The sequence below is a fragment of the Homoserinimonas sedimenticola genome (assembly GCF_026094475.1).
Taxonomy (GTDB): Bacteria; Actinomycetota; Actinomycetes; order Actinomycetales; family Microbacteriaceae; genus Homoserinimonas; species Homoserinimonas sedimenticola.
This window is the reverse complement of sequence record NZ_JAPELL010000001.1, coordinates 773,146-797,499: the sequence shown is the minus strand read 5'-3', so window position 1 is coordinate 797,499 and position 24,354 is coordinate 773,146. Positions and strand designations below refer to the sequence as shown.

Genomic DNA, 24,354 nt, shown 5'->3' with positions numbered 1-24,354 from the left:
AAAGTGGGCAACTCGGTGGGAAACGACAACGGGCCGCCCATCAGGGCGGCCCGTTGGCAGGCGGTGCTTACGCGTAGAAGCGGTGGATCGCCTGCGCGGCAGCGGCAGGCTTCTCAGCGCCCTCGATCTCGACTGTCATGTCGACCGTGATCTGCAGACCGCCCTTGACCTCCTCGACCGAGGCGATCGTCGCCGCCAGGCGAATTCGCGAGCCCACCTTGACGGGGGAGAGGAAGCGCACCTTGTTGAGGCCGTAGTTGACCTTGGTCGTGGCATCCGTCACGTCGAGGAGTTCGCCCCACAGCGGGATCGTCAGCGAGAGCGTGAGGAAGCCGTGGGCGATGGGTGCTCCGAATGGGCCCTCCTTGGCGCGCTCGGGGTCGACGTGGATCCACTGCTGGTCGTCCGTCGCGTCGGCGAAGGTGTTGACGCGCTCCTGGGTGATCTCGATCCACGAGCTGGTGCCGAGGTCCTTGCCGACGAGGTCGTTCAGCTCGGCGAGAGTGGTGGTGGTGGCCATTGTGTATCTCCTGAGGTTGTTGTGGTGGCAGAGCCGGTTGCGTTCAGAGCCCGAGCAGCCGGATGGCGTTCTCGCGCATGATCTTGGGGCGCACAGCATCCTTCACCTCGAGCTCGGCGAAGTCTGCGACCCAGCGATCCGGATGGATCATGGGGTAGTCGGATGCGAAGAGCACGCGGTCCTGCAGGCGCGAATTGAACTGCTTCACGAGTTGCGGCGGGAAGTACTTGGGCGACCAGCCGGAGAGATCGATCCACACGTTGGACTTGTGGGTCGCGACCGAGATCGCCTCGTCCTGCCAGGGGACCGACGGATGCGCCATCACGATCTGCATCTTCGGGAACGCCGCGGCGACCCCATCCAGCAGCATCGGGTTGGAAAGCCCGAGGCGAAAGCCGTGGCCCCCCGGGGTGCCCGCGCCGATGCCGGTCTGGCCCGTGTGGAAGATCGCGGGAACACCCAGCTCGGCGACGGCATCGAAGAGGTCCCAGTTGCTCCGGTCGCTCGGATCGAAGTCCTGCACTGTGGGGTGGAACTTGAAGCCCCGCGCCCCGCGCTCCGTCACGAGCCGGTGCGCCTCAGCGACGCCCTCCTCGCCACGGGCGGGATCAATGCTCACGAAGGGGATGAGCACGTCAGGGTGCCGGATGGCTCCGTCGATGATGGCGTCGTTGCTGATGCCCTTGTGGTCGAGCTTGCGCTGCGAATCGACCGTGAAGATGACGGCAGCCATCGATCGCTCGCGGTACATCGCCGACGTCTCGTCTGCACCGGGGAACTCCCCGCCGTTGGCGAAGTACTTCGCCGCGGCGACCCGCAGGTCATCGGGGAGAGAATGGCAGCCGTGCTCCGACTCGATGTGGACGTGAGTGTCGACGGCGACGAGTGAGTCGGCGTCGATCGCGCTCTCGTAGCGGGTGGTCATGGCTGCTCCGCTCAGTTGGCGGGCGGCTCGGGGAGCTTCTCGCCGACCTGCTGCTGCGACGGCGCGAACTTCTCGCCCCACGCCGCGGCGATGTCCTCGGCGCTCCAGCCGCCCTCCTTGATCTCCTTGACGATCATCGAGGGGTGCGAGTAGAGGGCGAGACGGTCGCCACCGACGCTGATGGCCTGGCCCGTGACATCCGCCGCTTCCTTAGAGGCGAGGAAGGCGATGACGCCCGCGACATCCTCGGGGGTGCCGAAGCCCAGCTCCTGGCGTGCGAAGGGCGGCATCTCCTCGCCATTGGCCATGGCGTCGACGAACTGCTTGAAGAAGGGGACGGTCTCGGTCATGGCGGTCGCGGCGACCGGTACGACGGTGTTGACGGTGATGCCAGCGCGGGCGAGCTCAAGAGCCCACGTGCGGGTCATGCCGACGATGCCAGCCTTGGCGGCGGCGTAGTTGGTCTGGCCGAAGTTGCCGACCTGGCCGGTGGGAGAGCCGATCGTGATGATGCGACCGCCCTCGCCCTGCTCGCGCATCTTCGTCGCGGCGGCGCGCACGCAGGTGAAGGTACCGCGCAGGTGCACGTTGATGACGAGGTCGAAGTCCTCATCGCTCATCTTCCAGAGCACCGTGTCGCGGAGAACCCCGGCGTTGGTGACGAGGATGTCGAGGCGGCCCCAGGTGTCCACAGCCTTCGCGACGAGGGCGTCAGCCGTCTCGGTCGGGCCCACGGCGCCGACGAGGGCGGCTGCTTCGCCTCCCGCTGAGGTGATGCTGTCGACGGCGGCCTGTGCTGTGTCGGCGTCGATATCGTTGATGACGACCTTTGCGCCGCGACGGGCGAGTTCTTGGGCGTACGCGAGCCCGAGTCCTCGGCCACTGCCGGTCACGATGGCCACGTTTCCTTGAAGATCCATTGATCCCTCTCCTCGTCGAGTGTGCGTGTGCACTCTAAATGATCTTGCGAATCGTTGACAAATTCAATTACTATTCCAATCAACCTTTACGGAAGGCCCACCCAATGACGGATGCGAAGCTTGCGGCCACTCGCGTCGACGACGATGTGCGCGTCGACGGTTCCGATCTGCTCGGCGACATCGAATTCCTCGTCGCCCGCGTTCGCGCCATCGGCTCGCAGCACGCGAGGGAGGCTCTGCGCCCCCTGGGCCTTCCCGTGCGGGGGTTCGCCGTGCTCTCACTCGCTTGCGGGGCTGTCAGCCCGACCCAGCGCGACATCGCCGAGTTCCTCCAGCTCGACCCGAGTCAGGTCGTCGCCGTGATCGACATGCTGGAGTCCGCCGGGTATGTTCGGCGCGCCCAGAGCCCCCGGGATCGCAGGGTCAACATCGTCGAGGCGACAGACCTCGGCATCGAGACCTACACGAAGGCCAGGGACGCCGTGACAGCGGCCCGCGAGGAATCCCTCCACAAACTTTCGCCCGAAGAGCGAGAGACGCTCACCCGACTGCTCCTGAAGGTGGCGTTCTGACCCGAACCGGAGCGCATCCCGCACCCAAGAGAAAGAGGAAACAATGAAGTTCTCCCTCACGCGAGCCGGCAGCGTCGCTGCCGTCGCAACCGTGACCGCACTCGTCGCCGCAGGCTGCGCCGGCGCCGACTCCGAGCCCGATCTGGAGAGCGCTGAAGAGTTGACAGAGATGACGACCATCTCTGTAGCGGCACTCCCGATCGCGCCCACCGCCGCCCTGCTGCTGGGCATCGAGGAGGGCATCTTCGAGAAATACAACCTCGAGGTTGACCTCTCGACGGGTCAGGGTGGCGCGGCCATCCTTCCCGCTGTCGCCCAGGGGCAGGTCAACTTCGCGATCGGCCAGCCGCTGCCCATCATCCTCGCCGCCAGCAAGGGCATCGATGTGCAGATCGTCGGCAACTATGCCGCGTCTTACGCTGAAGGCGACGACATCAACGGTGTCGCGGCACTCGACGAGTCGATCCAGTCGCCCGCCGACCTCGAGGGCAAGCGCGTCGCGGTCAACACGCTCAAGGCGGCCGGTGACCTCACGATCATGGAGGCGATCGAGCAGGACGGCGGCGACCCGAGCAACGTCGAGTGGATCGAGGTGCCGTTCCCGGAGATGCAGGCACAGCTCGTCGCCGGTGAGCTTGACGCCGCCTGGCTGCCGGAGCCGTTCCTGAGCAGGACGATCGCCGAGGGCGGGCACCTCGTGACCTACAACTACCAGGACACCATCCCCGGTCTGACGACGCTCGTCGGCTTCACGAGCGGCGCCTACGCCAGCGAGAACCCCGCCGTCGTCAAGGCCTTCCAGGACGCCCTGGCGGAGACGCGCGAGCTTGCCAATGGCGATGTGGATGCGGCGCGCTCGATGCTGCCCGACTTCCTGGGCATGCCCGAGGAGGCGGCGGCGAACCTCGCGATGGAGGACTTCGGCCCCGAGCTCAACGTCGACTCCCTCCAGGCTCTGCAGGAGCTCATGGTGAAGTACGAGTTCATGGAGGAGGAGATCGACCTCGACGAGTTGATCCTCGAGTAGTTCCTCACTACTGCACGTGCGGCCCCGGCGTGAGAGCGCCGGGGCCGTCGTGCGTCAGACGTCCCGTCGCCACGAGCTCTCGTAGCCGAAGGCGACGAAGCCGACCGCTTCGTTGACGCCAAGCATGTGCCGGTTCTCTTCCGCATTCCACGTGTAGATCGCCGGATGCCCGGGGGCACGGGTGTCGAGGGCGTGCAGGTTGGCGCGCTTCAGCAGCATCCCGAGGCGGTGTCCGCGGTGCTCCGCGATCACGACCGTGTCCATCTGGAAGACCGGTCGATCCTGCTCGGGCGGCACGGAGAGGTCGGTGAAACCGACGAGACGGCCGGACGCCCCGTGCCGCACGACGGCCGTCAGCCACAGCCTGCCGTCCTCGCCCCGGCGCGCGTCGTTGTCGCGCACCCGCTCCTCGTCCCAGACCTCCGGGGTCCAGTCGACCTCGCCGAGGGGCGGGTCGGTGCTCATCCGGGCGTGCAGCACCGCCATGTCGGCGAGATGCTCCTCGGGCGTCGCGCCCTCCCACGTGAGGACCTCATATCCCTCGGGCGCCACGGGCTCGCCGACGCCGGAGGGCAGCGGGAGTCGGCTCATCCGCTCTACCTGGGCCAAGCGGAAGCCCCGGGAGGTGAGGAACCGGACGGGCTCATCGTCGGCGAGCACGGAGCCGAAGCCCGTCGGTGAGGTGATGTGCTCGCCCTCGCCCCCCGGCAGGTGGTAGGCGCTGCTCTGCAGGATGCTGCGGCCCTCATCGTGGGCGATGGCCGAGAGCCGCTCGTAGAGGGCGCCGCCGACGCCGCGCCTGCGGAAGGCGGGGAGCACCTCGATCTGGAACCACGCGGAGTCGGCGTCGTCCCGGCCCTGCACCTCGTAGAGCCCGCGGGCGACGACGCGCCCGTCGATCCGCGCGACGAAGCAGCGCCAGATGTCGTAGGGGTTCTTGGCGATGGCGAGGAGTTCGGCCGGCTCGACCCCGAGGTCGTAGTTGCCGATGATCGCCGCCTCGATCTCGTTGCGCACCCGCACCATCTCGCTGAAGGCATCCGCATCCGGACTGCCGTCGATCGCGTCGGGCAGCCTCAGTTCTGTGATCTCGATGCTCATGTCTCGGGCTCCTTCGCGCCGTCGGCGTTGAGTGGGGGCGCTAAAGCATAGGGTGCGCCTGTCGCGTCGCGCCAGACTTCTCCCGCTGCTTTCGGTACCGTTGTGCGAGAGTTTCCGCGCGGCCGATGCGCGGGCATCCGGGGCGTGAACAGGGAGGGCCATCGCGTGTACCTGAAGAGCCTCACGATCAAGGGCTTCAAGTCGTTCGCGCAGCCGACCACCTTCGCCTTCGAACCGGGCGTGACGTGTGTCGTCGGCCCCAACGGTTCCGGCAAGTCGAACGTCGTCGATGCTCTCGCCTGGGTCATGGGCGAGCAGGGGGCGAAGACGCTGCGCGGCGGCAAGATGGAAGATGTCATCTTCGCCGGTACCGCCACGCGTGGACCGCTCGGCCGCGCCGAGGTGACCCTCACGATCGACAACTCCGACGGGGCGCTGCCGATCGAGTACTCCGAGGTCACGATCCGCCGCACCCTGTTTCGCAACGGCGGCAGTGAATACGCGATCAACGGCGAGAACTGTCGCCTGCTCGACGTGCAGGAGCTGCTGAGCGATTCCGGTCTCGGACGAGAGATGCACGTGATCGTCGGCCAGGGCCAGCTCGACGCCGTGCTGCACGCAAGCCCCGAGGATCGCCGCGGCTTCATCGAGGAGGCGGCGGGCATCCTCAAGCATCGTCGTCGCAAGGAGAAGACGCTCCGCAAGCTCGACGCGATGCAGGCCAACCTGACGCGCCTGAGCGACCTCGCGGGGGAGATCCGTCGCCAGTTGAAGCCGCTCGGTCGGCAGGCGGAGATCGCGCGTGAAGCCCAGTCGATCGCCGCGATCGTGCGTGATGCGCGTGCGCGGTTGCTCGCCGACGAGGTCGTCGAACTGCGGGCCTCGCTCACGGCACACAGCCGGAGCGAGTCGGAGCGCAAAACGGAACGGATCGTGCTGCAGGAGCAGCTCGACCAGGCGAAACTGCGCGAGGCTCGCATCGAGCAGGAGCAGGTCGGTGACTCGGTCGACCAGGCCCGCCGCGTCGCCTTCGGCCTCGAGTCCGTGCAGGAGCGCCTGCGCAGCCTCTACAGCCTCGCCAACCAGAAGATCGCGCTGCTGAGCAGCCAGGGCGAGACGGCGGATGTCACGCCCGCCGTGACCCCGCAGATGGTGGCGGATGCCCGTGCCGAGGCGCTGCGCATCGAGGAGACGATCGCCGAGGCCGAGGATGCCTGGCGGGAGGCTCAGGGTCGCACGGGGGAGGCCCGCGCCGCCCTCGATGCACTCGACGAGGAAATCGCTCTGCAAAGCTCCCTCGTCTCGAAGCACGACCTCGAGATCTCGAAGCTCACGGGGCAGGCCGACACGGCCGCCTCGCGGCTCGCGGCTGTGCGGGGCGAAGTGCTGCGACAGCAGAACGCCCTGGATGCCGCGCGCTCGCGCCGCGACCAGGCCCGCGACGCCCTCGAGCAGGTCGAGGCGGAGGCCACCCTTGACGACACGAGCGAGACCGACCTCGACGCCGCCTACCAGACGGCACAGGCAGAGGTCACCGCAGCGGAGACGGAGATCGACCGGCTGCGCGAGCAACTCCACGCGCTCGAGCGTGAGCGTGATGCGCTCGCCGCCCGCCAGAGCGCTCTCTCGAGCGCGCTTGACCAGAAGGACGGCTCGAGCGCCCTCGTGAAGGCCTCCCGCCCGGGCATCCGGGGTCTCGTGGCCGAGCACGTGCAGGTGCAGCCCGGCTACGAGGCGGCGATCGCGGCGGCACTCGGCTCGCTCGCCGATGCTGTGCTCGCCGACGACCGCGGCGCCGCCGTCGACGCGCTGGGCTACGTCCAGAACGACGAGCTGGGACGTGTCGAGCTCGTGCTCGCCGAGCCTCGTGGGTTGAGTAGCGACGAAGGCGCGGATCGAAGCCCCCTTCCCGAGGGAGCGGTAGCTGCGACATCAGTGGTCTCTGCGCCCGCCGGCGTGCTCGGCATTCTTGCCCACGTCGTTATCGCGGAAGACCTCGCCGCCGCGCGCGAGGCGTGGGCCGAGCTCGAATCGCGGGACGTCACCGTCATCACCAAGGCCGGCGACGTGCTCAGCCGTTACGTGCTGCGCGGCGGCTCGGGGGCGAAGCGCTCCCGCCTCGAACTTGTCGCCGACCGGGATGCCGCGACGGAGCGCCTCGGCGAGGTGAAATCCCTGATCGAGCGGGCGCAGTTCGAGCTCGCCGAGCAGCGCGGCGTCGTCCAGGTCGCCAAGGAGCAGTCGACCCGAGCGCTCGCCGCCCTCCGCGAGTTCGATTCCCAGCTTGCAGCCCAGTCAGAGAAGCTCAACCGGGCACGCGTGCAGGTCGAGGCAGCCGAGGCGGAGGCGCAGCGCGTCGAGAAGGGCCTCGCGCTCGCTCAGGAGTCGGTCTCCGATGCCGAGGCGGCCGCCGAGCGAGCCAAGTCCGAGTTGGAGTCGGCGAAATCCCGCCCGCGACCCATCCTCGATGTCAGCGCCCGCGACGAACTCGCGGAGGAGCTCGACGCGACGCGCGAGCGCGAGGTCGAGGCGCGGCTGCAGGTCGAGACGGCGCGTGAACGCGTGCGCGCGCAGGAGCTGCGGGCGCGGCAGCTCGAGGAGCAGCTGGAGGCGGAGCGGGCAGCCGCGGAACTCGCGGCCCGAAGGGCCGTCATCCGTCGCCGCCAGATGGAGGCGGCCCAGCGCGTGCTCGACGCCCTGCCCGCCGTGCTCGACTCCGTCGACCGCTCCGTTTCGGAAGCACGGGTGCGGCTCGCCGCCGCCGAGGCAGAGAGGGCCCAGCAGAACGAGGAGCTCGCCGAGCTGCGCCGAACCGAGGCGTCTCTCCGGGAGCGCCTGCACGCCGTGAGCGAGACGGTGCACGGGCTCGAGATGCAGATCTACGAGAAGAAGCTGCACCTCTCGACGCTGCTCGAGCGCGCCGGCCAGGAACTCGGCCTCGTCGAGGACGTGCTGATCGCCGAGTACGGGCCGAACGTGCCGGTGCCGCCCGATGGTGCCATGCCTGCCCCGTCGGAAACTCAGGACGGAGACGCTGCGCGCGCGTCGGAGACTCAGGACGGAGACGCTGCGCCCGCGTCGGAAACTCAGGACGCCGAGTCGGCGCCCGCGTCGGAAACTCAGGAAACCGGTGCCGAAGCCGACCCGAAACCCACTGATTCCGAGTCTGCGGCTGCCGCGGTTCCTGAATTTCCAGAAGAGGGCCCCGAGGGCGTGCCGTTCGTGCGCGCCGAGCAGGAGGCCCGGCTCGCACGCGCGGAGCGCAAGCTCAGCCAGCTCGGCCGTGTCAATCCGCTCGCGCTCGAGGAGTTCTCGGCGCTCGAGCAACGCCACCGCTTCCTCACGGAGCAGCTCACCGACCTCACGAACACCCGCAAGGATTTGTTGACGATCATCGACGAGCTCGACGAGAAGATGCGCGGCATCTTCCAGGCGGCGTTCGAGGACACCCGTACGGCCTTCAACGAGGTGTTCCCCGTGCTGTTCCCGGGCGGTGCGGGCAGCATCCGTCTCACTGACCCCGACAATCTGCTTACGACGGGCATCGAGGTCTCGGTCAAGCCTGCGGGCAAGAAGATCGAGCGGCTCTCCCTGTTGAGCGGCGGGGAGCGCTCGCTCGCGGCGGTCGCACTGCTGATCGCGATCTTCAAGGCGCGCCCGAGCCCCTTCTACATCATGGATGAGGTCGAGGCGGCCCTCGACGACTCCAACCTGGGTCGGCTCCTGCAGATCTTCGAGGATCTGCGCGAGACCTCCCAGCTCATCGTCATCACGCATCAGAAGCGCACGATGGAGATCGCGGATGCCCTCTACGGCGTCTCCATGCGGCAGGACGGTGTGAGCGCAGTCGTCGGGCAGCGCGTCGTGGCGCCGGAGGAGCGCGCGAGCTGACCCACAGCGGGCTGGCAGTAGCCCCGCGGCTGGGAGTCCACCGCGTGCTCGCATTGCTGGTTGCACGTTCACTGGGGTGGTGAATCACAAAAAGCAGATCGAGACGACCGCCCGCGAGCGATTCGGTTGGGAGCACGTGCAGGCGGGGCAGTTGCGGGCTGTCGAGGCACTCGTGGAGGGCCGCGACACCCTCGCGGTCATGGCGACGGGCTACGGCAAGTCGGCGATCTACCAGCTCGCGACGGCCGTGCGGGGCGGGCTCACGCTCGTCGTCTCGCCGCTCATCGCGCTGCAGGCAGACCAGCTCGACGGCCTGCGTGAGGCTCCCGATGCACCCCCAGCGGCCGCTTTGAATTCTCGCGTCGGCGCACGCCGGGCCGCAGAGGCGTGGTCTCTCGTCGAGGGCGAGGGCCCGCGCATCCTTCTGCTCGCCCCCGAGCAGTTGGCGTCAGATGAAGTCCTTGAGCGTCTCGGCCGGGCAGTCGTCGATCTTCTCGTCGTGGATGAGGCGCACTGCATCTCTTCGTGGGGGCACGACTTCCGCCCCGACTATCTGCGCTTGGGGGCCGCCGCCGAGCGTCTGGGCCGCCCTCCTGTCGCCGCACTCACGGCGACGGCTCCTGGCCCCGTGCAGAGGGAGATCTCGGCTCGCCTGGGAATGCGCGACCCTCTCGTGCTGGTCCGCGGTTTCGACCGCCCAAATCTTCACCTGGCGGTTGAGCGGCATGCGGATGACGCGAGCAAACGCCGCGCTGTCGTCGACGATGTCGCGGGGCGGAGCGGAACGGGGCTGCTCTATGTCGCGACGCGTCGCGAGACGGAGGACTATGCGAGCGCGTTGTCGGAGCGCGGGGTGAGAGCATCCGCCTATCACGGGGGCATGGGGGCACCGGCGCGGCGAGAGGTCCATGCGGCCTTTCATGACGGCGACGCCGAGGTCGTGGTCGCGACCTCGGCCTTCGGCATGGGAATCGACAAGCCGGATGTGCGCTTCGTCGTGCACTCTGCCCCGCCGGAGTCTCTCGACGCCTACTACCAGGAGGCGGGGCGTGCGGGCCGCGATGAGGAGCCGGCGGAGGTGCGACTGCACTACCGTGCCGAGGATCTAGGGCTGAGGCGCTTCTTCGCGGCGGGGTCTCCCGGGGGCGGGCGTTGTGGAGGGCGCCTACCGCGCTGTGGTCGAGGCTCCCGGGGCTGCGCGGCCGAAGAGCATCGCCGCGGAACTCGAGGTGTCTCCGCGCACCGTCACCTCAGCACTCAACCTGCTCTCCGATGCCGGTCTCGTGCGCTGGGATCGCAGGGGCGCGGTCGTGATCGAGCAGGTCGACCCGGCCACTGCTGCGGAACGGGCCCGTGCTGCGGCGGAGGAGCGCGAGCGCATCGAGGAGTCACGCATCGAGATGATGCGCGGCTACGCCGAGACGAGCCGCTGCCGCCGTGCGTTTCTACTGGGCTATTTCGGGGAGGAGACGGGCGAGAGGTGCGGCAATTGCGACACCTGTGAGAGCGGGCACGCGGATGCCGCGGACGCGGGTTCCGACGCGAGCGGCGCGTTTCTCCCCAACACCCCCGTCTCGCACGAGGAGTTCGGCGCCGGCACGGTCATGGATGTTGACGGGGATCGCATCACGGTTTTCTTTGAGCATGAGGGTTACAAGGTGCTGTCGCGGGAGGCCGTCGAGGAGCGGGGTCTGCTCGAGCCGCGGTGAGACGCCAAGTATTCGGCAGCTTATTGAGGCGCGACGGCGGGAAAACGTCGGTGGGTCTCCTTAGGATTGGCGAGTGACCGAAAGTCCCACCGCCCTCGCGGGGCAGAGCGCCGATGTGCAGCACCTGCAGAGCAGGATCGTGTGGGTGCTCGTGGCCGCTCAGGTCGTGGGCGGGCTCGGGATCGGCGCGACGGTCTCGGTGGGGGCGCTCCTCGCCGCCGAAGTCTCGGGTGCCGACGCCTGGTCGGGTATGGCGTCGACGATGTCGACGTTGGGCGCGGCCGTGCTCGCACTTCCCCTGGCGCGGTATGCGCGGGCGAGGGGCCGCCGCGTGGCGCTCGCCACAGGGTCGGCTCTTGCCGCGGCATCCGCTGTTTTGCTCATCGTCGCGGCGGCTCTGCCGTCGTTCCCGCTGCTGCTCCTTGCCTTCGCGCTCGCGGGGGCGGGCACGGCCACTAACCTGCAGGCACGCTTTGCCGCAAGCGACCTCGCCTCCCCGCGGCATCGCGGACGCGACCTCTCGCTCGTCGTCTGGTCGACGACAATCGGCTCGGTGCTCGGGCCGAACCTGATAGAGCCGGGCGAGGCGGTCGGGCGGATGCTCGGACTCCCCGCCCTCACGGGCCCCTTCCTCTTCGCGCTCGCCGCCCAGATAGTGACGGTGCTCGTGTACGCCGTGCTGCTGAGGCCCGACCCGCTGCTGACGGCGCGTGCCGCGCTTGGCGCGACGACGGGGGAGCGGCCACGCCTCGGTTTCGCGACCCTGCGGGCGACCCCGCTCGCACGCTTTGCGGTCGGCGCTGTCGCGCTCAGTCACGCGACCATGGTGGCGATCATGGCGATGACCCCCGTGCACCTGCACGGGCACGGTGCATCCCTAGCGGTCGTGGGGCTCACGATCAGTCTCCATATCGCGGGAATGTTCTCCCTGTCACCCGTCTTCGGCTGGCTCTCCGACCGGGTAGGCCGCTTGCCCGTGCTGCTGGGCGGGCAGGGTCTTCTGCTCGCCTCTCTCGTCCTCGCCTGGCTCGCGAGCGAGTCGCATGCGGCCGTGACGGTGAGCCTTGTGCTGTTGGGCTTCGGGTGGTCGGCGTCGACGATTGCGGGCTCGGCGCTCCTGGTTGATTCGGTCCCGGTGACCGATCGCCCGGGCGTACAGGGCGTCTCGGACCTGCTCATGAACATCGCGGGCGCCGCCGGCGGCGCGCTGTCGGGCCCCGTGCTGACGATGCTCGGCTACTCAGGTCTCGGGGCCACGACGATGGTGCTGGTCGGCGTCGTCGTGCTGTGGGCGGTGCTGCGCGCGCCCCTTCACCGAAGGCGATAGCGGGTCGAGGGGCGCCCCGCCGTTGACGGCCGGGCTCAGGCCTCGACGACGAGTTCGACGCCGTTGACGCTCAGTACGCGCCACGCCTCGTCGCGGTAGTCGAGCGTCGAGATGGAGCCGTTCATGATCTGGTCGAGGGGTCGCCCCGCCAGCTTCGCGAGGGTGTAGCGGATGATCGTGCCGTGGCACACGACCACGACGTTGCGGCCCGCGTACTCCTCGGAGATCTGCTGCAGGGCGGCGGTGCCCCGGCCGACGACCGAGTCGAGGGTTTCCATGCCGGGGGTCTTCTGCACGGAGCCCCAGCGCGACTCGATCTCGTCGCGCGTCAGCCCTTCACCCTCGCCGTAGTTGCGCTCGATGAGCTGCTCGTAGCTGCGGCCGAGTTCGAGTTCGATGCCGTCCGCGATGATCGCGGCGGTCTCCCGGGCCCGCGAGAGGGGGGAGCTGACGATGACGTCCCAGCCGCCATCCACCAGCACGGATGCCGCTTCCCGCGCCTGTTCGCGCCCCACATCGTTGAGCGGGATGTCGCTGCCTCCCTGCATGCGCCCTTCGGCGTTCCAGTCGGTCTGGCCGTGGCGGATGAAGGCGATCGTCATGTGCTCACTCTCGTGTCGGAGACATCCATTCTCCCTGAACGGCTTCCCGCAATCGAATTGCCTACTTCTGCTGCTGAACCCGACCCAGAAGCGTGCGAAGTGGGCAACTCGATGGGGCGGGCCGAGAGCGTCACCCGATGCGGCGCGAGCCGGGGTCGGTCACACGAAGCCAGCGGTAACCGTACGGACCGAGCGCAAGCTCCGCCGTGCCCTCGGCCGACACCTCCGTGCTGCCATCGTGCAACAGATCGACGAGGTTCGTGTCCTCATCGCCGCCCTCGACGTCGATGGCGACCGAGAGGGACTCGCCCGAGAAGTTGTGAAGCGCGATCATGCTCCCGAGAGGGCCGGTCATCCGGTGGGCGAGCACCGCATCGTGGGGTTGCTTCAGGATCGTGAGTTCGCCCCAGCCGATCTCGGGCGACGAGCGGTAGCGGCTTGTGAGCAGGCGGATGAAGTTGTGCAGCGAGTCGGGGTCGCGCACCTGCTGGTCGGCGTTGACGAACTCGGGACCGTAGGGCCCCTCCGTGACAGGGCCGGGCAGGGCACGACGCCTGGCGGTCGAGAAGCCGCCGTTCTTTCCGCTGTTCCACTGCATGGGCGTGCGCACGGCGTGGCGACCTTCCGCCTCGAGGTTCTCGCCCATGCCGAGCTCCTCACCGTAGAAGAGCACTGGTGTACCCGGCATCGAGAACAGCAGACTGTAGGCCATGCGGATGCGGCGGGGATCGCCTTCCAGCATGGGGGGCAGGCGTCGCGTGATCCCGCGGCCGAAGGCGCGCATCCGCTCCTCCGGGCCGAAGGCGGCGAAGACCTCCTCGCGTTCCGAGTCGCTCAGTTTGTCGAGCGTGAGCTCGTCGTGATTGCGCAGGAAGTTGGCCCACTGCGAGCGCCGCGCGAGCGCAGGCCGCTTGGCGAGTGTGCTGGCCAGCGGCCGCGCGTCGCCCCTCGCGAAGGAGAGGTAGCAGCGCTGCATGGCCTCGAAGTCGAACTGCATCGCGAGCTCGTCACCATCGTCGCCGCCGAAGAACTGCACCTGCTCCTTGTATGGGAGGTTGACCTCACCGAGCAGGATCGAGTCGCCGCGGCGACGTTTCGTCATCTCACTGAGCTCGCGCAGGTATACGTGCGGGTCGTCATAGTCGGCGCTCGCCCCGCCGTCGTGTTCGATGAAGAAGGGCACGGCATCCACCCGGAACCCTGAGAGCCCCAGCTCGAGCCAGAAGCCGATGATCTTGCCGATCTCCTCGCGCACCCGCGGGTTCGCAACGTTGAGGTCTGGCTGGTGGTGGAAGAAGCGGTGCAGGTAGTACTGGCCCGTCTTCTCGTCGAGGGTCCACACCCCGTCCTCCTGCCCGGGGAAGATGGTCTCGCGGGGATCCTCGGGGATCTCATCGCGCCATACGTAGTAGTCGCGGTACGGGGAGGTCCGGCTCGATCGCGCCGACATGAACCACGGATGCTTCTCCGACGTGTGGTTGACGACGAGGTCTGCGATCACGCGCATGCCGCGGTCACGCGCCGAGCGGATCACTTCGACGACGTCGCCGAGGCTGCCGAAGCGCCTGTCGACCCCGTAGAAGTCGGTGACGTCGTAGCCGTCGTCCTTGTCCGGTGTCGGGTAGAAGGGCATGAGCCACAGGCAGGTGACCCCGAGTTCGGCGAGGTAGTCGAGGCGGTGGGCGAGGCCGTCGAAGTCGCCCTGGCCGTCGCCGTTCCAGTCCATGAAGGTCTCGACGTCGAGGCAGTAGATGACGGCGTTCTTCCACCACAGGTCGCTCGTGTCGGTGATCCTCACGCGGCGGCACCCCCCGACAGCTTCGAGGTGACGGAGAGCTGCGGCAGCACGCGCTCGCCGAAGGCGTCGATGAACTCGCGCTGCTCTCGGCCGACATGGTGCAGGTAGACCTCGTCGAAGCCGATGTCGATGAGTTCGGCGAGCCTGTCGGCATGCTCGGATGTCGCGGACGACACGATCACGGAGCCGCGCAGGTCCTCCGGCTCGACGTGCGAGGCCGCGATGTCGAAGGACTCGGCGCTGTCGAGATCCCAGCACAGCGGAGGGGAGAAGACGTTGGTGCGCCACTGGTCGTGGGCGATCGCGAGGGCCTCCTCGTCGCTCGCCGCGTAGCTCACATGCACCTGCAACACGAGGGCGCCGCGCCCGCCGGCGGAGCGGTAGGCGTCGACGACGTTCCGCAGCGCATCAGGTGACTGGTTGACGGTCGCGAGGCCGTCGGCCCACTCTGCCGCCCACGCAGCCGTCTCTGCAGAGACCGCAGCGGCGAGGAGGGGTGGCGGGGCATCCGGTCTCGTCCACAGCCGCGCGCGATCGACCGTCACGTGGCCCTCGTGACTGACCTCGTGCCCCGCGAGCAGGGAGCGCATGACCGTGACGCTCTCGAGCAGCCGCTCGTTGCGGTGCTCCTTGCGCGGCCACGCGTCGCCCGTGATGTGCTCGTTCATGGCCTCACCGCTGCCGAGTGCGGCCCAGAAGCGCCCGGGGAACATCGCCTCGAGCGTCGCCGCCGCCTGCGCGATGATCGCGGGGTGGTAGCGCTGCCCTGGGGCGTTGACGACCCCGACGGGCAGCTCGGTCGCCTGCAGTGCGGCGCCGAGCCATGACCACGCGAACCCCGAATGCCCCTGCCGCTCGCTCCACGGAGCGAAGTGGTCGCTGCACATCGCGGCGGTGAACCCCGCCTGTTCCGCGTGCTGCAGGGAGGTGAGGAGGTCCTTCGGGTGGAGCTGCTCGTGCGAGGCGTGCCAGCCGATCACGGTCACGGGTCGTCCCTTCCTTGATGTGGCTGCTGTCGCTGGTGACGTAACCACGGCTCCCTGCGTGGTCGCTGAGGCTTGCCGGGTGCTGGCCTACGCTGGAGGCATGGCTGAACGCACCCCCTGGTCTCTCTCCGGCGCCCTCCGCGGCATGTTCGCGAAGCCGACGATCGATGAGGACACCTGGGACGACCTCGAGACGGCGCTCATCACGGCCGACTTCGGCCCCGACATCACGGATGCCGTCATCGAGCAGCTGCGCGAGCAGGTGCGGCGCTACAACACGACAGACCCGACGGACCTCAAGCGGATGCTGCGGGAGAACCTCGAGGAACGCTTCGCCAAGCTCGACCCCACGCTCACCCTCACGGCGCGCCCCGCGGTCGTGCTGGTCGTGGGCGTCAACGGCGTCGGCAAGACGACGACGATCGGCAAGTTCGCGAAGTTCCTCGGCAACTACGGGCGCAGCGTCGTCGTGGGTGCGGCGGACACCTTCCGCGCGGCTGCGGTCGAGCAGCTCGCCACGTGGGCGGAGCGCGGCGGCGCCCAGATCGTGCGGCCGCAGCAGCAGGGGCAGGACCCGGCATCCGTCGCCTTCCAGACGGTCGAGAAGGCCATGCGGGAGGGCATCGAGATCGCGATCATCGACACAGCTGGTCGTCTGCAGACGAAGAGCGGGCTCATGGATGAGCTGGCCAAGATCCGGCGCGTCATCGAGAAGCAGACGGAGATCGCCGAGGTGCTGCTCGTGCTCGACGCGACGACCGGTCAGAACGGCGTCGCACAGGCGGAGGCCTTCATCCAGCACGCGGGCGTGACGGGGCTCGTCATCACGAAGCTCGACGGCTCCGCCAAGGGCGGCTTCGTGCTCGCGGTGCAGGAGCGCACGGGCATCCCCATCAAGCTCATCGGCCAGGGCGAGAAGATCGGCGACCTCACGGGCTTCACGCCGCACGTATTCGTGCAGAACCTCGTCGGCTGAGCGAGCCTAGCCTGCCGCCTGCGCGAAACCCTTCTCTGCCAGGTGCTCCAACTCGGGCGGGATCGCGCGGCCCTGCGCGAGCATGACCTGCGCCCAGAGCCGCCCTGCTCGGTAGGAGGAGCGCACGAGCGGACCGGCGAGCACGCCCGAAAAGCCGAGCGACTCGGCCTCCTCGCGCAGCTCCACGAACTCCTCGGGCCGCACCCAGCGCGCGACGGGAAGGTGCCGCGGCGAGGGGCGGAGGTATTGCGTGAGCGTGATGATGTCGGTGCCGGCCTCGCGGAGGTCCCGCAGCGCCTGCGAGATCTCGTGGCGCTCCTCGCCCATACCGAGGATGAGATTCGACTTCGTGACGAGACCCGCGTTGCGCGCGTGCGTCAGGACTCCGAGTGAGCGCTCGTAGCGGAAGGCGGGGCGGATGCGCTTGAAGAGCCGGGGGACCGTCTCGACATTGTGCGCGAAGACCTCCGGCCGCGCCGAGAACACCTCCCCGAGGAGCCCGGGGTCACCAGAGAAGTCGGTCGCGAGTATCTCGACGCCCGTGCCCGGCGTGCGCTCGTGGATGGCCCGGACGGTCTCGGCGTGCAGCCACGCGCCCTCGTCGGGCAGGTCATCTCGCGCCACCCCCGTCACTGTCGCGTAGCGCAGCCGCATGCTGGCGACCGACTCGGCGACACGGCGAGGCTCGTCGCGGTCATAGTCGGCAGGCTTGCCGGTGTCGATCTGGCAGAAGTCGCAGCGCCGCGTGCACTGCGAGCCCCCGATGAGGAAGGTCGCCTCGCGATCCTCCCAGCACTCGTAGATGTTGGGGCAGCCGGCCTCCTGGCACACGGTGTGGAGCTTCTCGTCCCGCACGAGCGCCTGCAGCGCGGAGTACTCGGGTCCCATGCGGGCGCGGGTCTTGATCCACTCGGGCTTGCGCTCGATCGGCGTCTCCGCATTCCGGATCTCGAGGCGCAGCATCCGTCGACCACCGGGGGCCTGGGCGGGCCCGGATGCCGCGACGACAGACCCATTCGACGAACCGCAGCCACTCACGCCGCCGCCTCCAGCTCGGCCGCGAAGGCCGTGGCGACCTGCTCGACCACCTCGGCCGGCGTGACCGTGCGCCCGAGCAGCTCGCTGACGCTCGTCACCCCGGCGTCGCGGATTCCACAGGGCACGATGCGGCGGTAGGGCTCGAGGCTGTTGCTGCAGTTGAGCGCAAAGCCGTGCATGCTCACGCCCTCGGCGACCCGCACTCCGATCGCCGCGACCTTCGCGGGTCCCGATACGGTGTCAACCCAGACGCCGGTGCGGCCACGGATGCTCCTGCCCGCAATGCCGAACGGACTGAGCACCCCCGTCAGCACGCCCTCGAGCCGACGCACGTACGCCACCCCGTCGAGAGGCTGGGGGAGGCGGAGGATGGGGTAGCCGATGAGTTGGCCGGGGCCGTGCCAGGTGATCTTGCCGCCCCGGTCGACATCGATGACGGGCGTACCGTCGACGGGGCGTTCGCTCTCGACCGTGCGTGTGCCGGCGGTGAAGACGGGCTCGTGCTCCAGCAGCAGGAGCGTGTCGGGGGAGCGGCCGTCCACGACCTCGCGATGGATGCGTCGTTGCAGCTCCCAGCCCTCGGAGTAGGGAACGAAGCGGGGCGCGAGACCAACCCGGATGATGTCCACCATTCGCCGAGCGTAGCGTTAATTGGACTCAGTCCAAATAAGCGTGGCGGCGCGTCAGTCGCTCAGCGCCTCTCGATGGAGATCGGTGTAGCCGAGGTAGCGGACGCCGTTCTCGCGGAGCCCCGCGCGCTCCTCCTCCGTGAGCGCGCGTCGTACCTTCGCAGGCACGCCCGCCACGAGGGATCCCGGAGGGATGACTGTGCCCTCCAGTACGACGGCGCCTGCCGCGACGAGCGACCCCGCCCCGATGACGGCCCCGTTCAAGACCGTCGCGCTCATGCCGATGAGGCACTCGTCCTCGATCGTGCAGCCGTGCAGCATGGCGGCGTGGCCGACGCTCACGCCCTCGCCGATCGTCGCGGGCACCCCGGCGTCGCAGTGCACCGTCACGTTGTCCTGCAGGTTGCTGCGCGCACCGACGGTGATGCTGTCGACATCGGCCCGCAGCACCGTGCCGTAGTACACGCTCGACTGCTCGTGGAGCGTCACCCTGCCCACGAGCGTCGCGTTGGGGGCGACCCACGCGGTCTCGGCGACGACGGGGCTGTTGCCCTCGATGGTGACGATCAGCGGCGATGGTGTCATGGCAGTTAAACTAGTCGGCACCATGGCCACTTTTGGAAACCTCACCGACCGCCTCGCGGACACCTTCAAGAACCTCCGCAACAAGGGCAAGCTCAGTCCAGCGGATGTCGACGGCACCGTCCGCGAGATCCGTCGCGCCCTGCTCGAGGCGGATGTCGCGCTCGACGTCGTCAAGCAGTTCACGGCCGCCGTGCGCGAGCGCGCCCTCGGCGACGAGGTCAACAAGGCGCTCAACCCCGCGCAGCAGGTCGTCAAGATCGTCAACGACGAGCTCATCGGCATCCTGGGCGGCGAGCAGCGCCGACTGCAGTTCGCCAAGACGGGTCCAACCGTCATCATGCTCGCGGGCCTGCAGGGTGCCGGCAAGACGACCCTCGCGGGCAAGCTCGCGAAGTGGCTCGGGGGAGAGGGCCACACTCCCCTCCTCGTGGCCGCGGACCTCCAGCGCCCCAACGCCGTGACACAGCTGCAGGTCGTGGGCGAGCAGGCGGGCGTGCAGGTCTTCGCGCCCGAGCCCGGCAACGGCGTCGGAAATCCCGTCAAGGTCGCCAAGGATGCCATCAAGTACGCCAACGACAAGGTCCACGACGTCGTCATCGTCGACACGGCCGGCCGCCTCGGCGTCGACGCCGAGATGATGAAGCAGGCCGCGGACATCCGCAAGGCGGTCGACCCCGACGAGGTGCTCTTCGTCATCGACGCCATGATCGGCCAGGACGCCGTCGCGACGGCGAAGGCCTTCCAGGAGGGCGTGGACTTCACGGGCGTCGTGCTCACGAAGCTCGACGGCGACACCCGCGGTGGCGCGGCGCTCTCCGTCGCCTCGGTGACCGGGCGTCCCATCATCTTCGCGAGCACGGGTGAGCGCCTCGACGAGTTCGAGCCCTTCCACCCCGAGCGCATGGCGAGCCGCATCCTCGACCTCGGCGACATCCTGACCCTCATCGAGCAGGCGCAGAAGAACTTCGACGAGGAGGAGGCGAAGAAGGTCGCGGAGAAGTTCGCGACCGACAGCTTCACGCTCGAGGACTTCCTCGCTCAGATGCAGCAGCTCAAGAAGATGGGCTCCCTCAAGGGGCTCATGGGAATGCTCCCCGGCGCGCGCGGCATGCGCGAGCAGCTCGAGAACTTCGACGAGTCGGAGCTGACCCGCACCGAGGCGATCATCCAGTCGATGACGCCGGCGGAGCGTCGCAACCCGAAGCTCCTCAACGGGTCTCGCCGGCTGCGCATCGCGCGCGGCTCGGGCACGACCGTCACCGAGGTCAACGGACTCATCCAGCGCTTCGAGCAGGCGGCCAAGATGATGAAGACCGTCGCGAAGGGCGGCATGCCCCAGATCCCCGGCATGGGTCCCATCCCGGGCGGCGGCGGGCACGGCGGCCGCAAGAAGGGCAAGGCCCCGCAGAAGAAGTCCCGTTCGGGAAACCCCGCGAAGCGCGCGGCTGAGGAGAAGGCCCTCGCGGCCGGCAAGGCGGCCCCCAGCGCGCCGACCGGCTCGGGCTTCGGTCTCGGCGGCGCCAAGGGCGACGGCACCCCGAGCGAGGAGGAGCTCGCTGCGCTCCAGAAGATGCTCGGCGGTCGCTGACGCCCTCGCCGGCGCCCCGCGGATAGGGTGTGGTCATGAGGGACCAGCAGCGCCTCGCCGGCTATGTCGCTGTGGCTCGGCGCACGATCGACGATTTCGTGGCCCTTCTCGAGCAGCTTCCGGATGCTGCGTGGTCGCAGCCGACCGACCTGCCCGGCTGGAGCGTGCACGACATCGCGGCGCATACCGCCCACCTCGAGTCGGTTCTCGCGACCCTTCCTGACGCACGGGCGGAGCCCACGGCGAGCGCTTCTCTGCCCGCCCCGCCGAAGGAGTTCACGGAGAGCGGCGTCGCAGAGCGTCGCAGCCGCACGCCGCGGGAGATCATCGCTGAGATCCGCGAATCGTCGGCGGCGCGCTTCGCCGCGCTCGAGGCAGAGCCCCCGACGGATGCTTCGGCCAGACCGCGTTTGGGCGTGCCGGGCCTCGACTGGACGTGGGAGACCCTTCTGCGCAATCGGCCCCTCGATGTGTGGATGCATGAGCAGGACATCCGTCGCGCCGTCGGCCTCCCGGGTGGGCTGGATGCTCCGGGTGCGATTCACACGGCGACCTACTTCGCCGAGAGCCTCGGTTATGTCATCGCCAAGCGCGCGGGCGCTGCCCCGGGCGCGACTGTCGTGTTTGAGCTCGCGGGTCTTCCCGTGGTCGCGTTCGGGGTCGGCGATGACGGCCGGGGTCGGCCGCTCGCCGAGATCCCAGAGCAGCCGACCGTGCGCATCCGCACCGACCTCGAGTCGTACATCGCGCTCGCGGGCGGTCGACGGGCCCCCCTCGAGGGCGCCGTCGCTATCGAGGGTGACGAGGAGCTCGCAGAGCGTATTCTTGCGAACCTCACGATGACGGCGTGAGCGCGACCGTCACGCTGAGGATGCGCCGGGGCGTTACGCCCGGTTCGCGGACAGCTTGCGTCGGCTGAGGGGCGTCGAGACGGGCCAGCCCCCGTGCGGCCGAGTGCGGTGGAGTGCCATCGCCTCCGCGTAGTAGCCGATGAGTGTTTGGCACAGGGTGTTCCAGGAGCGATCAGCGACAGCCGCCCGTCCTGCCTCACCGAAGGCGCGGCGCTTTGCCTCGTCACCGACGAGGTCGTTGACCCTGTCGCGAAGCTCGTGCAGGTTGCCGGGGGTGTAGAGCCACCCCGTGCGACTCGAGTCGACGAGGTCGACGGGGCCGCCACGCCCCGTCGCGACGACGGGCACTCCACTGGCCATGGCCTCCTGGATGGTCTGACAGAAGGTCTCGAGCTCGCCGGGGTGCACGAAGACGTCGAAGCTCGCGAGCGCTGTCGCGAGCTCGTCGCCGCCGAGGAAGCCCGCGAAGTGAGCGCTGGGAATGAGCTCTTCGAGACGGGTGCGCAGGGGACCGCCGCCCACGATCACGAGCCGGACATCAGGCAGGGTCGCGAGAACACGCAGGTCTTCGACCTGCTTCTCCGTTGCGAGCCGACCGACGTAGCCGACAATGCGCTCGCCGCCCGGGGCGACTCGAGCGCGCCACGCGTCGCTGCGCCGCTCGGGCGAGAAGCGCACGGCATCCACTCCTCGCCCCCAGCGGCGCAGCCGGTCGATCCGCTGCGTGCGCAGTTGCTGCTCGGCGTAGCTCGAGGGGGCGAGCGTCAGGGTCGCCCGCTGGTGGATTCTCTGCACCTGTCGCCAGAGGAGTGGCTCGGCGCCGGCGAAGCCGTAACGGGTGGCGTAGGCCGGGACATCCGTCTGGTAGACGGCGACAGTGGGGATGCCGAGCTGCTCCGCGGCGATGGCCGCCTGTAGGCCGAGCACGAATGGCGAGGCGAGGTGCACGACGTCGGGGCGGAAGCGGCGGAGCGACTTGGCGACACGCGCGACCGTCACGGTGGCGATGCGCACATTCCGGTAGTTGGGCAGGGCGAATGCGGGCAGCCCCTCGATGTCGACGCCCGCGAGCTCCTTCGGCAGCTGCGCGTCGCTGGGGGCGAGCACGAGCACGTCGTCGCCGCGTTCGGAGAGATGATCGATGATTCGCAGCAGCGAGTGAGTGACCCCGTTCACGTGGGGGAGGAAGGATTCAGCGACGAGCGCGATTCTCATGCCTCTAGGCTGCGCCTCCACGACGACATTGCGAATGCGCGCGAGTGGCGAGGCGGTGAACGGGGGGTGAAGCGCAGGGCGGCGTGCATAGGGTGGAGACATGACCACGACGAGGCCCATCCGCATTGCCGTCCAGATCGCTCCCCAGCATGCGCCCTACGAGCGCATCCGTGATCTCGCGGCGGAGCTTGAGGAGCTGGGCGTCGACGTCCTCTTCAACTGGGACCACTTCTTTCCCCTGTCGGGCGAGCGCGACGGCCTGCACTTCGAGTCGTGGACGATGCTCGCGGCGCTCGCCGAGCAGACGCGCCGGGTGGAGATCGGCGCCCTCGTCAACTGCAACAGCTATCGCAATCCGAATCTGCAGGCGGATATGGCTCGCACGATCGACCACATCAGCGCGCGAGGGGGAGAGGGCCGCTTCATCTTCGGCACGGGAGCGGGATGGTTCCAGCGTGACTATGACGAGTATGGCTATGAGTTCGGCACGCCGGGAACGCGGCTCGCAGCGCTCGCGCACAACCTGCCCATCATTCGTGAGCGCTGGGAGAAGCTGAACCCGGCCCCGACTCGGCGCATCCCGATCCTCGTGGGCGGCGGCGGTGAGCGGAAGACCCTGCGCATCGTCGCCCAGCACGCCGATATCTGGCACAGCTTCTCGGATGCGCCGACGCTCGAGCGCAAGCTCGGCATCCTTGCGAAGCATGGCGAGGACGTCGGTCGCGACACGAGCGAGATCGAGATCTCGACCGAGGTGAACCGCAAGCCGGCGGGCACGACGGGTGGTGCGACGGGGGCGGATGCTGCCGACGCGGCGGTCGCGCTGGGTGCAAGTCTCTTCACCGTCGGGCTCTCGGGGCCCGACTACGACGTCGAGGCCGTGCGGGATTGGCTCTCCTGGCGCGACGGGCACAATGCCCGGCGGACGGCCTGATTCCGTTCGTTTCGTGCCAAGTTGCCGCTGAGGAGGAAGGAGCGTCGGTGGCCGCGAGTAGCGTTCTCGCATGACCTCCGCCGCCTCTGCCGCCCCCGCCCCGATTCCCGTGAGCTCAGCGGGCCCGGGCCGTGGTTCTCCCGCAGTCTTCTGGGCGATCGTCGTGACGCTTGTCGCGTGGGCGAGCGCCTTCGTCGTCATCCGCGCCGTCGCCGAAGACTTCTCGGGGGGAGGGCTCGCACTCGGCCGTCTCGCGGTGGGCGCGCTCGCCCTGGGGGTCGTCATGATCGGGCGGCGCTGGGTACGGCCGACCCGCCGGGAGTGGCTGCTCGTTATCGTCTTCGGCCTCTCCTGGTTCAGCGTCTACAACGTCGCCCTCAACGTCGCCGAGCAGTATCTGGATGCGGGCACGACCGCCATGCTCGTCAACATCGGGCCCCTGCTCATTGCGCTGGGGGCGGGGCTGTTCCTGGGGGAGGGCATTCCCCGCTGGCTCGCGATCGGGGCGCTCGTCGCCTTCATCGGGGTCGTGCTGATCGGCATCGCTACGGGGAGCGGCTTCGGCGACAGTAGGGGTGTGCTCTGGGCGCTCGCCGCAGCACTGACCTATGCGATCGGGGTGCTCTGCCAGAAGCCCGTGCTGCGCCGTCTTCCCGCCGCACAGGTGACCTGGCTCGGCTGCGTGATCGGCGCCATCGGCTGCCTGCCCTTCGCAGGGGCGCTCGTGACGGAGCTGCAGGCGGCCCCCCTCGCCTCCGTGCTGGGCGTTGTCTACTTGGGTGTCGTGCCGACCGCGATCGCCTTCAGCACGTGGGCCTACGCGCTCGGTCGGATGCCGGCGGGGCGTCTCGGGGTGACGACCTATGTGGTGCCGGCACTCGTCGTGCTCGCGGGGGCGCTTCTCCTGGGCGAGATACCCCCGCTCCTGGCGATCATCGGCGGTGTGACCTGCCTCGTGGGGGTCGGGCTGAGCCGGCGCGCCGCGAGCAGCGGTCCGTCGACACCCGCGGTGCGCAGAGCGGGTGAAACTCTGGCAGAATAGAGAGTTGAGCCCGCGACATCCGACCCTCTAATCAGGTGGCGCCGGGATCCATTAGACCTTTCTGGCCGAGTGTGCCCCCACGCTCACGGCTGTCAGTTCGCTCCCATATCTAGAAACA

21 protein-coding genes and 1 pseudogene are annotated in these 24,354 nt (G+C 68.8%); 11 read left to right on the top strand and 11 right to left on the bottom strand.

The genetic code is table 11. The annotated features are described in order from the left end of the window. Positions 1-67: 67 nt before the first annotated feature. Genes OH146_RS03735 through OH146_RS03725 form a run of 3 tightly spaced genes read right to left on the bottom strand, consistent with a single transcriptional unit; the run spans position 68 to position 2,365 of the window. Positions 68-520, bottom strand: a complete 453-nt coding sequence (locus tag OH146_RS03735) for a MaoC family dehydratase (RefSeq protein ID WP_265157507.1) — start codon at positions 518-520, stop codon at positions 68-70. Between the two features lie 43 nt (positions 521-563). After that, positions 564-1,445 carry an amidohydrolase family protein gene (locus OH146_RS03730; RefSeq protein WP_265157505.1) on the bottom strand — a complete coding sequence of 294 codons (882 nt, stop codon included), beginning with the start codon at positions 1,443-1,445 and terminating at the stop codon, positions 564-566. An 11-nt stretch (positions 1,446-1,456) separates the two neighbouring features. Continuing rightward, positions 1,457-2,365, bottom strand: coding sequence for an SDR family oxidoreductase (locus OH146_RS03725; protein ID WP_265157503.1), 909 nt, complete (start codon positions 2,363-2,365; stop codon positions 1,457-1,459). A gap of 104 nt (positions 2,366-2,469) precedes the next feature. Between OH146_RS03725 and OH146_RS03720 the strand changes: the two genes are divergently transcribed. Together OH146_RS03720 and OH146_RS03715 are read left to right on the top strand one after the other, a co-directional pair. After that, positions 2,470-2,937: a MarR family winged helix-turn-helix transcriptional regulator gene (locus OH146_RS03720; RefSeq protein ID WP_265157500.1), complete on the top strand. Its 468-nt coding sequence runs from the start codon at positions 2,470-2,472 to the stop codon at positions 2,935-2,937. A gap of 43 nt (positions 2,938-2,980) precedes the next feature. Then, entirely contained in the window at positions 2,981-3,964 is a 984-nt protein-coding gene (locus OH146_RS03715; protein WP_372508452.1) for an ABC transporter substrate-binding protein, read from the top strand. A 54-nt stretch (positions 3,965-4,018) separates the two neighbouring features. Here the strand turns inward: OH146_RS03715 and OH146_RS03710 are convergent, their stop codons facing one another. Further along, entirely contained in the window at positions 4,019-5,065 is a 1,047-nt protein-coding gene (locus tag OH146_RS03710) for a GNAT family N-acetyltransferase (RefSeq protein WP_265157498.1), read from the bottom strand. Between the two features lie 165 nt (positions 5,066-5,230). Between OH146_RS03710 and OH146_RS03705 the strand changes: the two genes are divergently transcribed. From OH146_RS03705 to OH146_RS03690, 4 genes and pseudogenes are all read left to right on the top strand, one after another. Continuing rightward, positions 5,231-8,956 (top strand): AAA family ATPase, encoded by a 3,726-nt coding sequence (locus OH146_RS03705; RefSeq protein WP_265157497.1) that lies wholly within the window; start codon positions 5,231-5,233, stop codon positions 8,954-8,956. Between the two features lie 76 nt (positions 8,957-9,032). Then, positions 9,033-10,010, top strand: a pseudogene (locus OH146_RS03700) (RecQ family ATP-dependent DNA helicase); the annotation flags it as partial. Positions 10,011-10,110: 100 nt separating this feature from the next. Further along, complete coding sequence (locus tag OH146_RS13865; RefSeq protein ID WP_265157495.1) at positions 10,111-10,665, top strand: DUF3553 domain-containing protein; 555 nt, start codon at positions 10,111-10,113, stop codon at positions 10,663-10,665. 73 nt (positions 10,666-10,738) lie between these two features. Then, entirely contained in the window at positions 10,739-11,992 is a 1,254-nt protein-coding gene (locus tag OH146_RS03690; RefSeq protein ID WP_265157493.1) for an MFS transporter, read from the top strand. A gap of 35 nt (positions 11,993-12,027) precedes the next feature. On the opposite strand, the gene OH146_RS03685 is transcribed toward OH146_RS03690, so the two are convergent. The 3 genes from OH146_RS03685 to OH146_RS03675 form a co-directional block, all read right to left on the bottom strand. Then, positions 12,028-12,594 carry a histidine phosphatase family protein gene (locus OH146_RS03685; protein ID WP_265157491.1) on the bottom strand — a complete coding sequence of 189 codons (567 nt, stop codon included), beginning with the start codon at positions 12,592-12,594 and terminating at the stop codon, positions 12,028-12,030. Positions 12,595-12,724: 130 nt separating this feature from the next. Continuing rightward, a complete protein-coding gene (locus tag OH146_RS03680; protein ID WP_265157489.1) occupies positions 12,725-14,392 on the bottom strand; it encodes an alpha-amylase family protein in 1,668 nt (555 codons plus the stop codon). Next, positions 14,389-15,378, bottom strand: a complete 990-nt coding sequence (locus OH146_RS03675; protein WP_265157487.1) for a TIGR03885 family FMN-dependent LLM class oxidoreductase — start codon at positions 15,376-15,378, stop codon at positions 14,389-14,391. Before OH146_RS03675 ends, OH146_RS03680 begins: the two co-directional genes overlap by 4 nt. 100 nt (positions 15,379-15,478) lie before the next feature. On the opposite strand from OH146_RS03675, the gene ftsY reads away from it, so the two are divergent. Beyond that, on the top strand, positions 15,479-16,354 hold the full coding sequence (ftsY, locus tag OH146_RS03670) for a signal recognition particle-docking protein FtsY (protein WP_265157485.1): 876 nt from the start codon (positions 15,479-15,481) through the stop codon (positions 16,352-16,354). Between the two features lie 6 nt (positions 16,355-16,360). On the opposite strand, the gene lipA is transcribed toward ftsY, so the two are convergent. The 3 genes from lipA to OH146_RS03655 form a co-directional block, all read right to left on the bottom strand. Beyond that, positions 16,361-17,317, bottom strand: a complete 957-nt coding sequence (gene lipA, locus OH146_RS03665) for a lipoyl synthase (protein ID WP_265160640.1) — start codon at positions 17,315-17,317, stop codon at positions 16,361-16,363. A gap of 71 nt (positions 17,318-17,388) precedes the next feature. Continuing rightward, entirely contained in the window at positions 17,389-18,024 is a 636-nt protein-coding gene (gene lipB / locus OH146_RS03660; protein WP_265157483.1) for a lipoyl(octanoyl) transferase LipB, read from the bottom strand. A 51-nt stretch (positions 18,025-18,075) separates the two neighbouring features. Then, the gene (locus tag OH146_RS03655) at positions 18,076-18,606 is read right to left on the bottom strand and encodes a gamma carbonic anhydrase family protein (RefSeq protein WP_265157481.1); all 531 of its coding nucleotides are present in this window, start codon (positions 18,604-18,606) and stop codon (positions 18,076-18,078) included. 22 nt (positions 18,607-18,628) lie between these two features. Here OH146_RS03655 and ffh point away from each other — a divergent pair, with 22 nt between their 5' ends. Together ffh and OH146_RS03645 are read left to right on the top strand one after the other, a co-directional pair. Beyond that, positions 18,629-20,194: a signal recognition particle protein gene (gene ffh / locus OH146_RS03650; RefSeq protein WP_265157479.1), complete on the top strand. Its 1,566-nt coding sequence runs from the start codon at positions 18,629-18,631 to the stop codon at positions 20,192-20,194. Between the two features lie 35 nt (positions 20,195-20,229). Further along, positions 20,230-21,045 carry a maleylpyruvate isomerase family mycothiol-dependent enzyme gene (locus OH146_RS03645; protein WP_265157477.1) on the top strand — a complete coding sequence of 272 codons (816 nt, stop codon included), beginning with the start codon at positions 20,230-20,232 and terminating at the stop codon, positions 21,043-21,045. A gap of 33 nt (positions 21,046-21,078) precedes the next feature. On the opposite strand, the gene OH146_RS03640 is transcribed toward OH146_RS03645, so the two are convergent. After that, positions 21,079-22,260 carry a glycosyltransferase family 4 protein gene (locus OH146_RS03640; RefSeq protein ID WP_265157475.1) on the bottom strand — a complete coding sequence of 394 codons (1,182 nt, stop codon included), beginning with the start codon at positions 22,258-22,260 and terminating at the stop codon, positions 21,079-21,081. 100 nt (positions 22,261-22,360) lie between these two features. On the opposite strand from OH146_RS03640, the gene OH146_RS03635 reads away from it, so the two are divergent. Together OH146_RS03635 and OH146_RS03630 are read left to right on the top strand one after the other, a co-directional pair. Continuing rightward, complete coding sequence (locus OH146_RS03635; protein ID WP_265157473.1) at positions 22,361-23,194, top strand: LLM class F420-dependent oxidoreductase; 834 nt, start codon at positions 22,361-22,363, stop codon at positions 23,192-23,194. 70 nt (positions 23,195-23,264) lie between these two features. Beyond that, the gene (locus tag OH146_RS03630) at positions 23,265-24,236 is read left to right on the top strand and encodes a DMT family transporter (protein ID WP_265157471.1); all 972 of its coding nucleotides are present in this window, start codon (positions 23,265-23,267) and stop codon (positions 24,234-24,236) included. The last annotated feature ends 118 nt before the right edge of the window (positions 24,237-24,354 follow it).

Bases quoted from the DNA above. Each gene is read 5' to 3' on its own strand.
- OH146_RS03735 (WP_265157507.1), bottom strand. From the start codon at position 520: ATGGCCACCACCACCACTCTCGCCGAGCTGAACGACCTCGTCGGCAAG.
- OH146_RS03730 (WP_265157505.1), bottom strand. From the start codon at position 1,445: ATGACCACCCGCTACGAGAGCGCGATCGACGCCGACTCACTCGTCGCC.
- OH146_RS03725 (WP_265157503.1), bottom strand. From the start codon at position 2,365: ATGGATCTTCAAGGAAACGTGGCCATCGTGACCGGCAGTGGCCGAGGA.
- OH146_RS03720 (WP_265157500.1), top strand. From the start codon at position 2,470: ATGACGGATGCGAAGCTTGCGGCCACTCGCGTCGACGACGATGTGCGC.
- OH146_RS03715 (WP_372508452.1), top strand. From the start codon at position 2,981: ATGAAGTTCTCCCTCACGCGAGCCGGCAGCGTCGCTGCCGTCGCAACC.
- OH146_RS03710 (WP_265157498.1), bottom strand. From the start codon at position 5,065: ATGAGCATCGAGATCACAGAACTGAGGCTGCCCGACGCGATCGACGGC.
- OH146_RS03685 (WP_265157491.1), bottom strand. From the start codon at position 12,594: ATGACGATCGCCTTCATCCGCCACGGCCAGACCGACTGGAACGCCGAA.
- ftsY (WP_265157485.1), top strand. From the start codon at position 15,479: ATGGCTGAACGCACCCCCTGGTCTCTCTCCGGCGCCCTCCGCGGCATG.
- lipA (WP_265160640.1), bottom strand. From the start codon at position 17,317: ATGCTGCGCCTCGAGATCCGGAATGCGGAGACGCCGATCGAGCGCAAG.
- lipB (WP_265157483.1), bottom strand. From the start codon at position 18,024: ATGGTGGACATCATCCGGGTTGGTCTCGCGCCCCGCTTCGTTCCCTAC.
- OH146_RS03655 (WP_265157481.1), bottom strand. From the start codon at position 18,606: ATGACACCATCGCCGCTGATCGTCACCATCGAGGGCAACAGCCCCGTC.
- ffh (WP_265157479.1), top strand. From the start codon at position 18,629: ATGGCCACTTTTGGAAACCTCACCGACCGCCTCGCGGACACCTTCAAG.
- OH146_RS03645 (WP_265157477.1), top strand. From the start codon at position 20,230: ATGAGGGACCAGCAGCGCCTCGCCGGCTATGTCGCTGTGGCTCGGCGC.
- OH146_RS03640 (WP_265157475.1), bottom strand. From the start codon at position 22,260: ATGAGAATCGCGCTCGTCGCTGAATCCTTCCTCCCCCACGTGAACGGG.
- OH146_RS03635 (WP_265157473.1), top strand. From the start codon at position 22,361: ATGACCACGACGAGGCCCATCCGCATTGCCGTCCAGATCGCTCCCCAG.
- OH146_RS03630 (WP_265157471.1), top strand. From the start codon at position 23,265: ATGACCTCCGCCGCCTCTGCCGCCCCCGCCCCGATTCCCGTGAGCTCA.